This window comes from Rhizobium phaseoli, from assembly GCF_001664385.1.
Taxonomy (GTDB): Bacteria; Pseudomonadota; Alphaproteobacteria; order Rhizobiales; family Rhizobiaceae; genus Rhizobium; species Rhizobium phaseoli.
Genome location: NZ_CP013536.1, coordinates 273144 through 287794 on the forward strand (window position 1 = coordinate 273144; position 14651 = coordinate 287794).

At 62.8% G+C, this 14651-nt stretch carries 10 protein-coding genes; 6 read left to right on the top strand and 4 right to left on the bottom strand.

Annotated elements, in window-relative coordinates; all coding sequences use genetic code 11:
• The first annotated feature begins 100 nt into the window (after positions 1-100).
• Positions 101-988 carry a LysR substrate-binding domain-containing protein gene (locus tag AMC88_RS28500; protein ID WP_037145622.1) on the top strand — a complete coding sequence of 296 codons (888 nt, stop codon included), beginning with the start codon at positions 101-103 and terminating at the stop codon, positions 986-988.
• Here AMC88_RS28500 and AMC88_RS28505 read toward each other — a convergent pair whose 3' ends face one another.
• Both AMC88_RS28505 and AMC88_RS28510 read right to left on the bottom strand, forming a co-directional pair.
• Positions 989-2641 (bottom strand): acyltransferase, encoded by a 1653-nt coding sequence (locus AMC88_RS28505; protein ID WP_064830155.1) that lies wholly within the window; start codon positions 2639-2641, stop codon positions 989-991.
• A gap of 68 nt (positions 2642-2709) precedes the next feature.
• The gene (locus tag AMC88_RS28510) at positions 2710-3204 is read right to left on the bottom strand and encodes an Lrp/AsnC family transcriptional regulator (protein ID WP_012490059.1); all 495 of its coding nucleotides are present in this window, start codon (positions 3202-3204) and stop codon (positions 2710-2712) included.
• Between the two features lie 173 nt (positions 3205-3377).
• On the opposite strand from AMC88_RS28510, the gene AMC88_RS28515 reads away from it, so the two are divergent.
• From AMC88_RS28515 to AMC88_RS28525, 3 genes are all read left to right on the top strand, one after another.
• Positions 3378-3584 (top strand): hypothetical protein, encoded by a 207-nt coding sequence (locus tag AMC88_RS28515; RefSeq protein WP_037145626.1) that lies wholly within the window; start codon positions 3378-3380, stop codon positions 3582-3584.
• A 28-nt stretch (positions 3585-3612) separates the two neighbouring features.
• Positions 3613-7320, top strand: a complete 3708-nt coding sequence (gene putA, locus AMC88_RS28520) for a trifunctional transcriptional regulator/proline dehydrogenase/L-glutamate gamma-semialdehyde dehydrogenase (RefSeq protein WP_037145628.1) — start codon at positions 3613-3615, stop codon at positions 7318-7320.
• A gap of 378 nt (positions 7321-7698) precedes the next feature.
• On the top strand, positions 7699-10239 hold the full coding sequence (locus AMC88_RS28525) for a methyl-accepting chemotaxis protein (protein WP_037145630.1): 2541 nt from the start codon (positions 7699-7701) through the stop codon (positions 10237-10239).
• A gap of 37 nt (positions 10240-10276) precedes the next feature.
• On the opposite strand, the gene AMC88_RS28530 is transcribed toward AMC88_RS28525, so the two are convergent.
• A complete protein-coding gene (locus AMC88_RS28530) occupies positions 10277-11602 on the bottom strand; it encodes an NAD(P)/FAD-dependent oxidoreductase (protein ID WP_037145632.1) in 1326 nt (441 codons plus the stop codon).
• A 230-nt stretch (positions 11603-11832) separates the two neighbouring features.
• Between AMC88_RS28530 and AMC88_RS28535 the strand changes: the two genes are divergently transcribed.
• Together AMC88_RS28535 and AMC88_RS28540 are read left to right on the top strand one after the other, a co-directional pair.
• Positions 11833-12309 (top strand): Lrp/AsnC family transcriptional regulator, encoded by a 477-nt coding sequence (locus AMC88_RS28535; RefSeq protein WP_004679019.1) that lies wholly within the window; start codon positions 11833-11835, stop codon positions 12307-12309.
• 301 nt (positions 12310-12610) lie between these two features.
• The gene (locus AMC88_RS28540) at positions 12611-12967 is read left to right on the top strand and encodes a cupin domain-containing protein (RefSeq protein WP_037145634.1); all 357 of its coding nucleotides are present in this window, start codon (positions 12611-12613) and stop codon (positions 12965-12967) included.
• Between the two features lie 138 nt (positions 12968-13105).
• On the opposite strand, the gene AMC88_RS28545 is transcribed toward AMC88_RS28540, so the two are convergent.
• Complete coding sequence (locus AMC88_RS28545; protein ID WP_037145636.1) at positions 13106-14533, bottom strand: aldehyde dehydrogenase family protein; 1428 nt, start codon at positions 14531-14533, stop codon at positions 13106-13108.
• Positions 14534-14651: the final 118 nt, after the last annotated feature.

Here is a 14651-nt window from a genome sequence, read left to right on the forward strand (position 1 = left end):
ATGTGAGAGTTTCCCTAGATTGCGCTTGCAGCGCTGGGCTTTCAACGGCATAAAAAATTAGCTTCGCATAAGTTTTTATCATGCGAATAGGAGTCTCGTGATGCAATTTCGAAGACGGCTTCCGTCGCTGACGGCGCTGGTGACGCTGGAAGCGGTGCTGCGCAGGAAAAGTTTCACGCTGGCAGCGACGGAGCTCGGCGTCACTCAGGCGGCCGTCAGCCGGCAAATCGCCGCCCTGGAGGAGGAACTCGGCCAGCCGCTGTTCCTGCGCAAGCACCGGGCGATCGAGCCGACCTCGGCCTGCGTCAGCCTCGGCGCGACGCTGGCGAAGAGTTTCGCCGATATCGCCGAGAGCGTGGAGGCGATCCAGTCGCGCAGCCAGGACGTGGTGACGATCGGCTCGACCGTCGCCTTCTCCTCCTTCTGGCTGCTGCCGCGGCTTGCCGAATTCCGCCGGACCAATCCCGGCATTCTGGTGCGGGTGATCTCCCAGGATAACCCGATTACACTTGACGATGGGGAGATCGACGTGGCGATCCGATACGGCGTGCCGCCGTTCAGCGATGGAACGGTCATTGCCTCACGCGGCGACATCGTCTGCCCCGTCTGCTCTCCCGACCACCTCAGGCGTCGCGGAAATGGCCCGCTCGGCTCCGCCGACGAATTCATCGAAACGGAGGTGGTCGATCGGTCCTGGTATGGCTGGGCGCAATGGGTGTCGCTGACCGGCGGCAATATCGAGATCAAGCCGTCGCTGCGCTTCAACCATTACACCGAAAGCATCGCGGCTGCGCGCGCGGGGCAGGGGATTGCCCTTGGTTGGCGCATGCTGATCGGCACCTTCCTGGAGGACGGAACGCTGGTGCCGGCCTCGGGAACCGAGCTTGCCGCCGAAGGCCGCTACAACGTGATCGTGCCGATCAAGGCCAAGCGCAGCCATGCGCGCGATCTCGCCGCCGCCTGGCTGACGGCCTCGCTGCACGGGTGATCAGAGGCCGAGCCCGGGAGTCGCCGTTCGATGCACGCCCTTCGGCACGAAGGCGAACTGATCCGCCAGGCTGAGGAAATCGGCCGCCAGATGCATGACCGAAAGCCACATTTCCGTTCCCTGCAAGCTCGGCTCGCCGCCGTCGGCGAACGGGAAACCTTCGCCATCCCGCCATCTGTCGAGCGCCCTGGAGATTAGGCGGCGCGCGATCGCCTCGCCGTCGGTCCGGCGATAATCGGTCTGCCGCCCGATCAGCAGCAGCGGATGGATCGTATCAAGCAGGTTGCAGGCATTGTATTTCTCGGCAACGAAGCCTTTGTGGTTGCGGTAATTCATGTGAACCGTCTCGATCGCTGCATGCGGATGCGGAAGCGGCATGCCGAACTGGGCATAGGTTCCACGCGTCAGGCGATAGAAGCCGTTCACCGGCTGGAGCCATCCTTCCGCCACCGTCGGCTCGCCCCAGAGGCCGGAGACACTATTGGCAGCGCGGCTCAGCCACTCGAAGAGCGCCGGTCGCGGCCCCTTGGTGCCGAAATACCTGGCGTTGAAATACATCGCGGTTCCGATGGCATCGACGACGCTGCCGGCGTGCCACGCTCGGCGCGACCAGGGCAGGGCGCTCAGCCATTGCTCCAGTTCCTGCGCATCGATCTGAACCGCCTGGATCGGGTGCCGTGGCCTGGAGCCGAGCAGTTCGAGCGCATAGCCGACCGAAAGCACGTTGTAGAGCGCCTTCGGGTCTTCTCTCAATGCCCGGTCCTGCCCACGCGAATGCGCCTCCGGAAAGAGGCCGGTCTCCCGCTCCTGAACACCCTGGAGACGCTCGACGGTTTGCCCCGTATCGAGTCCGGGCGGCAGCTGATCGAAGCCGGCTGCGATCTCAATGGCATCGCAGAGATGCCGGATCGCCGGCCGCCTGATTCCGTCCGCTTCCAGCGACTCATAGCCCTCGGGTGTTTTCCAGCGCGCAAGGATATCGGGCCATTGCTCCTTCGCCTTCTGCCCGAGCCTGACCAGTCGGTCTTCGATCTCTCCAATGCCGGATTTCCTGGCCGGTGCGCCCCGGCTCCGCAACATCTTTGCCGGAACTCCGCCGGCAATCGCAAGCGCAGGAACATCTTGCGTGACGACCGCTCCTGCGGCAATCACCGCGCCGTTGCCGATCGTGACGCCATCGAGGATCACGCAGTTGGCGCCGATCCAGACATCGTCGCCGATGACGATGCCAATGCTGACGACGCCTTGGCGATGGATCGGCCGATCGGGATCGTCGAAACCATGGTTGAAGCCGACGATCGACGCATGCGAAGCGATCCTGACCCCATTGCCGCAGGTCACCTTGCCGGAGATACAGGCATAGGGATTGATCGAGCAATCGTCGCCGAGGATCACATCGCCCCGCACGAGCGCATGCCCGGCAATCCAGGACCGTTCGCCCATCGTCAGGCTCTCGGTGAAGATCGCAGCATTCTCGGCAATATAGGACGTCTCGGCCAATTCGGCGCCGCATGCTCGCCGAAGCTCCGCCTTGCGGGCAAGGTGAGCGGGATGATCGAGATCCTTCGCGACGCGCTCCCAGGGAAGAAATTGAAGCCTGTGCGCTTCGCGCTGTTCGTCTGCCGATAATGGGACGCTATTGGCTTGGCCCATCTTGATCCTCGCATTCAGCTTCAGCCGCCGAATATCGGTTTAGCAGGACTGCCGGCGGCCGTCTTCCTTCACGAAAGACTCGAGCCGAACTTGTCCCAGCCTTCCTTGATCGTCTCCATCGCCACATTCGTCGAGGTGTTGGCAACATGGGGCAGCGTCGAGATGCGCTCGCCGAGCACGCGGCGGTAGCGGCCGATGTCGCGGGTGCGGATCTTCAGGAGATAGTCGAATCGGCCGGCGATCATATGACACTCTTCAACTTCCCGGATCTTTTTGATGGCTTCGTTGAAGCTTCTCAGTGCATCCTCGCGGGTGTCGGAGAGCTTTACCTCGACGAAGGCGATGTGGTCGAGCTGCATCTTCGATGGATTGAGGACGGCCTTGAAGCCTTCGATGTAGCCGTCGCTGATCAGACGCTTGAAGCGAATCTGGCATGGTGTCTTAGAAAGCCCGACGCGCGCGGCGAGATCGGTGATCGACAGCCTGCCATCCTCGGCGAGTGCGGCGAGGATCTTTCTGTCGAATTGGTCCAATTCACTAAAGTTATCGGTTTCCGCGGCCATTTGAACTCTCGATAATCGGTTTATAAGTTCATACAGCTTGAAAACCATTGGAATCAAGTGAGATCGCGATTCGCGACTGTGGTAGATTGATCGTCGGCAATGGGAGGAAGGGTGCAGCCGCTCGGCGCATTGGCGGAATCGGTGGCTGCGACGCTTGAAAAGGGAGATCATGGATGCATGAGAGAAAAGCGGATGGCGATCAAAAACCGGATCTGCTCACTCACTACCGGCCGGTGGCGATAAGAGCGGTCGCAGCCGCATTCACCCTCAAGCGCGACAAGCCTCATGCACGTCCGCTTCACGAGACGGAATATTCCGGCCCGATTTTTACGGATAATGACACCTGGGACGATGAGCCCGGTGTTCCATTTATCCGTTAGACGAAACATTCACCGATCAGGAACTCCCATGTTGAACGCAGCGATCGACCCCGCTTCCTCTCAAGAACCCGCCGGCGGCACGCCCTTCGCCGCATTCGCGCCGCCGATCCGGCCGCAATCGGAACTCCGCCGGGCGATCACGGCAGCCTATCGCCGTCCGGAAACCGAATGCCTGCCGCCGCTGGTTGCGGCCGCACGCGTTTCCGAAGCGAAGCGTTATGATATCCGCAGCACGGCCCGCAGCCTGATCGAGGCGCTGCGCGCCAAGCACAAGGGCACCGGCGTCGAGGGCTTGGTGCAGGAATATTCGCTTTCCAGCCAGGAAGGCGTGGCGCTGATGTGCCTTGCCGAAGCGCTGCTGCGTATTCCCGATACCGACACCCGCGACGCGCTGATCCGCGACAAGATCGCCGAGGGCAACTGGACCTCGCATATCGGCGGCGGCAAATCGATGTTCGTCAACGCCGCCACCTGGGGCCTCGTCGTCACCGGCAAGCTGACCTCGACGGTCAACGACCGCAGCCTGTCGGCAGCGCTGACGCGGCTGATTGCGCGCGCCGGCGAGCCGGTCATCCGCCGCGGCGTCGATATGGCGATGCGCATGATGGGCGAACAGTTCGTCACCGGCGAAACCATCGAGGAGGCGCTGAAGCGCGCCCGGCCGCTCGAAGCGCGCGGCTTCCGCTATTCCTACGATATGTTGGGCGAGGCAGCGACCACGGCGGCCGACGCCGAGCGCTATTTCAAGGACTATGAAAAGGCGATCCACGCAATCGGCAAGGCCTCGAACGGACGCGGTATCTATGACGGCCCCGGCATCTCGATCAAGCTTTCGGCGCTGCATCCGCGTTATGTCAGGGCGCAGGCCGGCCGGGTGATGGGTGAGCTGCTGCCGAAGGTCAAGACGCTCGCCGTTCTCGCCAAGTCCTACGATATCGGTCTCAATATCGATGCGGAGGAGGCCGACCGGCTGGAGCTGTCGCTCGATCTGCTCGAGGAGCTTTGCTTCGCCACTGATCTCGCAGGCTGGAACGGACTTGGATTCGTCGTCCAGGCCTATGGCAAGCGCTGCCCCTTCGTGCTCGACTATGTCATCGACCTCGCCCGACGGTCCGGGCGCCGGATGATGGTCCGTCTGGTCAAGGGCGCCTATTGGGATGCGGAGATCAAGCGCGCCCAGCTCGACGGTCTCGACGATTATCCGGTCTATACCCGCAAGATCTACACCGACGTCGCCTATATCGCCTGCGCGCGCAAGCTGCTCGGTGCGCCGGACGCGGTTTTCCCGCAGTTCGCCACCCACAATGCGCAAACGCTGGCGACGATCTATCATCTCGCCGGCCCCGATTTCGCGGTCGGCAAATACGAATTCCAGTGCCTGCACGGCATGGGCGAGCCCCTTTATGACGAGGTCGTCGGCAAGGAAAAGCTCGACCGGCCCTGCCGCATCTATGCGCCAGTCGGAACCCATGAGACGCTGCTCGCCTATCTCGTGCGGCGCCTGCTCGAAAACGGCGCCAACTCCTCCTTCGTGCACCGCATCTCCGATCCGAACGTTTCGGTCGAGGCGCTGGTCGCCGATCCCGCCGAGAGCGTCGCCGCCATGCCGGTCGTCGGTGCGCCTCATGTGCAGATCGCCGCGCCGAAGGCGCTTTACGGCAATGCCCGCGCCAATTCAGACGGGCTCGATCTCTCGAACGAGGACACACTCACCGATCTGGCGCAGGCGCTCGCCTCAACGGCCGAGAGCCCCTGGCATGCGCTGCCGATCCTCGCCGACGGTTCCACGGATGGGGTAACGCGCGACGTCCTCAATCCCGCCGATCACAGCGATGTCGTCGGCACGGTCACCGAACTGAAGGTCGAGGAGGCTGCCCGTATCGTTGCGATGTCGGCCGACTATGCGCCGCAATGGGCGGCCGTGCCGCCGGCCGAGCGCGCCGCCTGCCTGGAGCGGGCTGCCGACATCATGCAGGCCCGTATCAAGACCCTGATGGGCATCGTCATGCGCGAGGCCGGCAAATCGGCGGCCAACGCCGTCGGCGAAGTCCGTGAGGCAATCGACTTCCTGCGCTATTACGCCGAACAGGCGCGCAAGACCCTCGGGCCGTCCCACGCGCCGCTTGGGCCCATCGTCTGCATCAGCCCATGGAATTTCCCGCTGGCGATCTTCACCGGTCAGGTGGCTGCGGCGCTGGTGGCCGGTAATCCCGTGCTTGCCAAGCCGGCCGGCGTCACGCCGATCATCGCCTCGGAGAGCGTGAAGATCCTTCATGAGGCCGGTGTGCCCGTCGGCGCTCTGCAGTTCGTGCCCGGCAGCGGCCGTCTTGGGGCCGGCATGGTCGGTGCCGAGCAGACGGCCGGCGTCATGTTCACCGGTTCGACCGAAGTCGCCCGGATGATCCAGGCGCAGCTGGCCGAACGGCTGTCTGCAACCGGAAAGCCGATCCCGCTGATCGCCGAAACCGGCGGCCAGAACGGCATGATCGTTGATTCCTCGGCTCTGGCCGAGCAGGTGGTGGCCGATGTCATTGCCTCGGCTTTCGACAGCGCCGGCCAGCGCTGCTCGGCGCTCCGGGTCCTCTGCCTGCAGGACGATGTGGCTGACCGGACGCTCAACATGCTGAAGGGTGCCTTCCGCGAGTTGACGATCGGTCGTACCGACCGGCTCAGCATCGATGTCGGCCCCGTCATCAACGACGGCGCCAAGGCAGAGATCGACCAGCATATCGAGCAGATGCGTGGCGCCGGCCGCAAGGTTGAACAGTTGCCGCTGCCCGCAAGTGCTGCCGCAGGTACCTTCGTTCCGCCGACGATCATCGAGATCAAAGCGCTGAAGGATCTGACCAAGGAGGTCTTCGGACCGGTCCTGCACGTTTACCGCTTCAAGAGAAACGGGCTCGACCGCCTGATCGAAGATATCAATGCCTCGGGCTACGGTCTCACCTTCGGGCTTCATACGCGGCTTGACGAAACCATCGCGCATGTGACGAGCCGCATTAAGGCCGGCAACCTCTACGTCAACCGCAACATCATCGGCGCCGTCGTCGGCGTCCAGCCTTTCGGTGGCCGCGGCTTGTCGGGAACCGGTCCCAAGGCAGGCGGTCCGCTCTATATCGGCCGCCTGGTGCAGCGCGCCCCGGTGCCGCCGCAGCAGGATTCGGTTCATACGGACCTTGCCCTTCGCGACTACATCGTCTGGCTCGACAAGAAGGGCCTGTCGGGTGAAGGGGAGGCGGCGCGTGGTTATGCCGGCCGCTCGGCACTCGGGCTCGAACGCGAGCTCACCGGCCCGGTCGGCGAGCGCAATCTTTACGCGCTGCATCCGCGCGGCCGCATTCTGCTCGTGCCGCAGACGGAGAGTGGGCTCTATCGCCAGATCGCCGCAGCCCTTGCAACGGGCAATCACGTCGCGGTGGACGCCGGTTCCCTCTCGAAATCGGTGCTCGCCGATCTTCCGGCTGCGGTCGCCAGCCGCGTTTCCTGGACCTCGGACTGGGAAAAGGATGGACCTTTCTCGGGCGCGCTCGTCGAGGGCGATCGCGACAGGGTCCACGCGGTCAACAAAAGGATCGCGGCCCTGCCCGGTCCGCTTCTCCTGGTGCAGGCTGCCACGAGCGACGAACTTGCCGGCGATCCCGAGGCCTATTGCCTGAACTGGCTGCTGGAAGAGGTCTCGACCTCGATCAATACCGCCGCTGCCGGCGGCAATGCCAGCCTGATGGCGATCGGTTGAGCAAACCCGGCGCGAGGGCGTCAAAGTGCGCCCTCAAGGCCGCTGACAGAGCCCTCTCTCGTCATGCTCGGGCTTGTCCCGAGCATCTGCTTCCGCCGATAGGGCAGCAGATCCTCGGCACAAGGCCGAGGATGACGTCGAGGAAAGGGCGAGGTTGCCAGCAAATCGGAGGGAAGAGGCAGAAAAGATATGCCTTCAGTCATCCTCGCGAACAAACTCGACACCATTGACTATTTTTTTAAGAGTTCTGCCTATCGTGATGGTCTCTGGCGCGGCCACCGCCAATTGAGGGCAATGGTCAATTGCGCGCAGGCGTGCTGTCGCATGGTGGGGCGCCGGAGTTAAGAGCCGAATTTCCTGGGCGGGGGCCACCATTTCATGTCGTTGATTGATCGTCTGTTGCAGCGTATGCGGATCGTGACGAAGGTCCTCTTCTTCGTGGTGCCTCTCGTCATCCTCATCGCGGGCATCGGCCTGTTCGGCTATTTCACGGCTGGGACGCTCAATGGCCAGATGACCCTGACCCGGCAGACGATCGATACGCTTTCCAGTTTTCAGCAGCTGCGATCCTCGCTGACCGCCTTTACCGACCTTCCGACACCGGCCACGCGCGATCGGTTGGTCGCCAGCATCGCCGATCAGCAGAAGGGTGCGGCGACGCTCGATGCCATGTTGAGCAATCCCGCCCAGAAACAGCAGATCTCCGTCGTGCGCGAACTCGGCGGCAAGATGCAGGGCGGCGTCGACGCGCTCTGGGCGGTGGCGCAGGAGCGTGCCAATACCGAACTGGCGATCGACGGGGCGGTAGCGCAACTTTTTAAGGAGAGCCAGACCGCGCGCAAGCAACTCGACGTTCTTCAGGACCAGGCCGATGGCAAGGAAGCCTTCGTCCGGGCACTTCTTCTCGACGCCTCGGCCTACAAAAATCTCGCGGGACGCGTTGCGAAATTGCGCAAGGCGACGGCAGCCGCGGCCGACCCTCAGAAGCTTGCTCAGGCCATCGGCAGCCTTCTGCCGCCGCTTGTCAAGGAAGTCGGCGAGAGCGAGGCGCTCGGCTCCGATAAGGCGAAAAGCCAGATCGCTCCTCTGAAGCCGGTTCTGGACAAGCTTGCCGCGATGGCGAAGGGCAGCGCCAATCTGTCGCTCGATGGCTATGCTCCCGTCGACCAGGATCTGCAGCGTTTCGAGGAGCAGTTTGCAAAACTCGCTTCCGGCAATGCGGATACATCAATCGAGCGTTTCGCCGGAATGGATGCGAGCATAGCGACGCTTCGCTCGATGGTCGTGATCGTCAATGCCGCTTTCAAATCGATCGACGATCTGCGACTGCACCTCAGCGAACTGAACAGGCGGGTCGATGCCGAGTCGCGGGATGCGGTTCTGGTGGATCTGAAGGCCCTGCGCGAAAGCGCTGCAAAGCTCGAGCCCTTGAGCGGCAAGAACGCCGCTTTGAAGGATCTTGCCAAGAAGATCGAGCCTTCCCTTGCTTTGATCGAAAAGGGTACCTCGGACCTGATATCGATCGCGGATCGGTGGCAAGGCAACAAGCAGACAGCGACCGAGCTGGTGGCGACCGCAAGCCACACGCTCGAGCAGTTCGTCAGCACGGCGCAGGAGAGCGGCAAGGAAATCAGCCAGCGCTCGGCCACGATGTCGCTCTCGGCCATGATCGCGGGCACGGTGCTCGCCATCATCGGCGGGCTGATGCTGATCGAAACGCTGCGCGGACCGCTGAAGCGGATCACCCAGACGATGACGAGACTCGCTGCCGGCGATCTCAATGTTCCGATCGGCGATGGCAAGCGCGGCGATGAAATCGGCGATATGATCCGCTCCGTGACGGTCTTCCGCGACCAGGCGCTCGAAAAGACGAGGCTCGAAGAGGTCGCTGAAACGAACAGAGCGCGGGACGAACAGGAACAGGCCCGCCGCGCAGCCGAGCAGGCACGCATCGAAGCCGAGCAGAGCGAGGCCCTGGACGCGCTGTCCGACATGCTCGGCAAACTCGCCGACGGCAATCTTGCTGCCGTGATGAGCGAGGAACTGGCCGCCGATTATGTCGCGATGGCCAGAACTTATAACCAGGCGATCGATGCGCTCCGCCGGACCCTCGCCGAGGTCCGCAACACAACCTACGAAATCGCCGAGGGCAGCACCAATCTTTCGGGCGCGGCCGACGATCTGGCACGGCGAACCGAACAGCAGGCGGCTGCCCTCGAAGACAGTTCACGCGTGCTCGGCGAGCTGACCGCCAGCGTCCGCACGACGGCGGAAAATGCGCGCCAGACATCGGTTTCCGTCGCAGAGGCGCACCGGCAGGCGGAGCATTCCGCGGCCGTCGTCGCCAAGGCGGTCGACGCCATGGACGCCATCAACCGATCGTCGGACAAGGTCACCAGCATTATCGGCGTGATCGACGAGATCGCCTTCCAGACCAATCTTCTCGCCCTTAATGCCGGCGTCGAGGCGGCGCGGGCAGGAGAGGCGGGCAGGGGCTTTGCCGTCGTCGCTCAGGAGGTGCGCGAGCTTGCACAGCGCTGCGCCAAGGCGGCCCGCGAGATCAAGGATCTTATCTCCAACAGCGCAACGCAGGTCGGCACCGGCGTCAAGCTCGTCGAGGAGACCGGCCAGGCGCTATCGGCGATCATGGAACATTTCACCTCGATCAACGGGCTGGTGCAGGTCATCTCGACGGCGACGAGCACCCAGTACAAGGGGATCGACGAGGTCAATAACGCCGTTCGCGATATCGAACATATCACCCAGCACAACGCCGCCATGGTCGAGGAAAACACCGCCGAGATTCACAGGCTGCGGCAGCAGGTGGAATTGCTGAACGAACGCATCTCCCGCTTCCAGACCGCCGACAGCCGCAGGGCTTCGGCTGTCCAGAGCCATCGGATGGCCGTGGCCTCCTGAGCGGCGTTTATGTCTTTCGCTTGGGGCGCGCGCCTGTTTAGAAATCGGCGACTTTGCCCCAGGCGGACGCCGCAAAGCGGCTGGGATGGTAGGGCCGCGGATCGACGATCGGCTCATCGCCGGTGACGATGTCGGCAATTAGATGACCGGCGCCGGGTCCGATGCCGAAGCCATGACCGCTGAAGCCGGCAGCGAGGATGAAGCCGGGGAGGGTGGCGATCTCACCGATCCCGGGCACGCCGTCCGGCGTGCTGTCGATATAGCCCGCCCAGGCTGCGCAGATGCCGGTGTCCTTCAACGCAGGCAGAAGTTTAAGCGCCCGCGCATGCGTAAGGGCAATGGTGGCCGCGTCGACCGCCGGGTCGAGGATGCGCATGCGCTCCATCGGCGTCTGGCTGTCGAGGCGCCAGCGTGCCAGGGATTCATGGCCGGAACGAATTCCCTCCAATCCGCCGGGCGCGAGGCTGCGCCAGCGCCGGGCGAACATCGGCAGGAACTGCGGCGCGAAACGGAGCTGCTGTGCAGTCGGATCGACCCGGCCGCGGCCGCTGATCGCCAGCGTGTAACCGCCATCGCCGCGACGCGTCACGGAAACCGCGGAGGTATGCAGTGCATCCGGCAGGCCGCTCGCGCCCGGTGAAACCGAAAGGATCGACGAGCGGATCGAGGCTTGCGGAAATCGAATGCCGAGCTGGCGGCAGAAGGATGAGGCCCAGGCGCCGCCGGCCAGGATCGCGATTTTGGTCCGGATCGTGCCATGCTCGGTGACGACGCCCGCAAGCCTGCCGCCTTCGATGTCGATGCCGCGGGCCGCACAGGACTGATGCACCGTGCCGCCGAGCTTCAGGATCGCGCGCGCGACGGCCGGCGCGGCACTTGCCGGATCGGCGGTGCCGTCCGTCGGTGAAAACACCCCGCCTTTCCACACGGCACCGGTCGCGCGCCCGCGGTCGGTTGCCTCCGCGCTGCTCAGCATATGGGTCGTGACGCCGACCGACCGGGCGAATTCGCCCCAGCGGGCCCAGCCGGAGAGTTCCTCGTCGCTGTTGCTGAGATAAAAAAGACCGCAGCGGCGGAAGCCGGTGGCCTCGCCGGTCTCGGTCGCGAAGCGCTCCCACAGATCGAGGCTCTTCGTCGACATCGGCAATTCCCGGGCGTCGCGGTTCTGCTGCCGGCACCAGCCCCAATTGCGGCTCGATTGCTCCGCACCGACAAGGCCTTTCTCGACGAGGGCGACCTTCAATCCGCGCCGGGCCAGATAATAGGCCGCGAACACGCCGACTATGCCGCCGCCGATCACCACCGCATCGGCGGCAGAAGGTAGCTGCGATGTGGTATCGACGTGCGTGAGCGGTGCGGGCATGGCAAGGTCTCCGTTTCCACCTAGTCTAGCGGATCAGACATGCCGCCTTTGCCGGAGATTGATCGGCGACAGCAGAAGATTCTGTCTTGCGGCAAGGCGGGCAGCCTTTTGTGCTTCGGCGGGTCGCCTAATCTGATCGACACCCCCTCGGTATGTGTTAAGCTTGAGCTCGGAAAGTGGCAGCATAATCTGCTGCGTCGTTGGCGATCTCAAGCAGACGAAGGCGCGTGATGAAACTCGACCGGATCGACATTAAAATCCTCTACGAACTGCAGAAGAATGGCCGCGTCACCAATGTGGAACTCGCCGAGCTGGTCAATCTGTCGCCGAGCCCGTGCCTGATGCGGGTGAAGAAGCTGCAATCCGAAGGCTACATTGAAGGCTATTCGGCGCAGATCAATGTCAGCAAGCTCGGCCAGACGCTCACCGTGTTTACCGAGATTACACTGAAGAACCATCGGCAGATCGACTTCGCCCGTTTCCTCGCGGCAATCGAGAAGGTCGACCAGGTGATCGAATGCCATCTGGTTTCGGGCGGCTATGATTATCTCCTGAAATTCGTCACCGCCGGCATCGACGAATATCAGACGATCATGGAACGGCTCACCGATATGGACGTCGGCATCGACAAGTATTTCAGCTTCGTCGTCCTGAAATCGCCGATCATCAAAGCCCACATGCCGCTGACCACTTTGTTTCCGCATTAGAGAGCGCGCATCGCCCCGGCATGTATGATCCGCACTTGCCCTCCTCGGTGACAGATGTCGCAACAGTCCGCAGGTGTGGCTGGGTGGTGGAGAGATTTCGAAATTTACGACTGAAACAAGGCCTTATTCGGTAACGCCGACTTCCGCATCGCCTTAATCTCGGATGACACCACGACCCATCCCAGAGGCAGGCCGGGATGGTCGAGGCCATCGGCAGCCCGTACTGCTCAGCTGTCGCGCTCGGAAACAGTCCAACCCTCGCCTCGTAGATCAGAACCGCCTCTCAAAGAAGGAAGATGACATGTCACTGTTGGTCACCATCGACACCAATCCGGATTTCACGCCAAAGGACGCGGTCCCGGGGCCGGAGCGTCTGATTTCAGGCAATCCCTTTTTCAAGACCTGGGCCCAGGATGCTTCAAAGGGGGAGAAGGTGTTGACCGGCGTCTGGGAAGCGACGCCTGGCGAGCATCATTCGATTAAAGGCACCACCTACGAATTCTGCCATATTATTTCGGGCCTCGTAGAAATCGAGGAGAAGGGCGGCGAGACGAAAACCTATCGGGGTGGTGACAGCTTCGTCATGAAGCCCGGGTTCGTTGGAGTTTGGCGTACTATTGAGACCGTACGCAAGATCTACGTCTGTGTTTACGAGTGACAGCAGATCTCAGGTGCGCCCACTAGAATAATGGCGCACCTGAGAATTCCAGATGAGGCGACTTCAGAAACCTGAACCGACGTTACTGCAGCGCCTCGCGTAAACATCCCCGAACGGACATACCGAAGTTTGGACATTTCACTCGTCCAAGAAGCCGACGATGCTCTTGGTTTCGCTAAACTCGTGCAGTCCGAACTTGCCGTACTCCCGACCGTTGCCTGATTGCTTGTAGCCGCCAAAAGGGGCGGCGCTGTCCCAGGCGCAGCTGTTGAGGCGAACAGTGCCGGCGCGCAGCCTGCCTGCGAGCGCCCGCGCTTCTTGCGGATCTCCCTGAATGTAGGCCGCGAGACCGTAGGGGCTGTCGTTGGCGATCGCGATCGCTTCCTCTTCGCTATCATAGCCGATGATCGACAGTACCGGGCCGAAGATCTCCTCCCGTGCGATCGTCATCTGATTGGTGACGCGGGCAAACACGGTCGGGCGCACGAAATAGCCGGAATTGAGATGCGAAGGGCGCCCAGGACCACCGGCGACGAGCGCCGCTCCTTCCGCAATGCCGCGTTCGATCAGCGTCTGGATCTTGTCGAACTGGGCGCCGCTCGCGACCGGTCCGAGGTCGGTGCGTGGATCCGAGGGCGGGCCGACGACGAGCGCAGCCGCTTCCCTCGCGGCGATCAAGCCTGCTTCCTCCATTCGCTCCGCCGGCACCAGCATCCGCGTTGGCGCGGTGCAAGTCTGGCCGGAATTGCCGAAGCACCGGCGTACGCCAGCGCTGACCGCGGCGGCGAAATCGGCGCTGGGCAGGATGATGTTCGGCGACTTGCCGCCTAGTTCCTGATGCACTCGCTTGACGGTCGGTGCCGCCGCCTGTGCCACGGCAATGCCGGCCCGCGTCGAGCCGGTGAAGGACACCATATCCACATCCGGATGGCTGGCCAGTGCAGTTCCGACAGTAGGTCCGTCGCCTTGGACGAGGTTGAAGACGCCTTTCGGCACGCCGGCCTCATCCATGATCTCGGCGAAGACCACGGCACTGAACGGAGCGATCTCCGATGGCTTCAGGACCATAGTGCATCCCGTAGCGAGCGCTGGAGCGACCTTGCAGGCGATCTGATTGATCGGCCAGTTCCAGGGGCTGATCATCGCGACGACCCCGATAGGCTCGTGTACGATGCGGGTAGAGCCCTGCATGTAGTCGAAGGCAAAAGTCTCGATGGCCTTGATCGTTTGCTCGAAATGGGTAGCTCCGATACCGGCCTGCTCTGCCCGGGCCATGGCGAGGGGAGCGCCCATTTCCCGCGAGATGACATCGCCGAGCTCGTCATTGCGGCGCTTGAGGATATCCACTATGCGCTTCAGCAGATCGATGCGCTCGGTCTTGGAGGTCTGAGAGAAGGAGGCGAACGCCCCCCGCGCTGCCGTGACCGCCCTCTGCACGTCGGCGGCGCTGCCGAGCGCTATCGTGCCCGCCGGCTGCTCCGTCGAGGGATCGATGACTTCGAGTGTTTTCGAGACGCAGGGTTCGACCCACTCACCGTCGATATAGAACCTGTGGGCATGCATCATTGATGGCTCCAATCTGTTGCTTGGTCTGCCGACGAACGCAGTCCGCGATACGCCGAACGACGGACAGCTTGTATTTGCCAAAGGATGATCGCAGACCTTCAACGGCGACCGGGTGGTG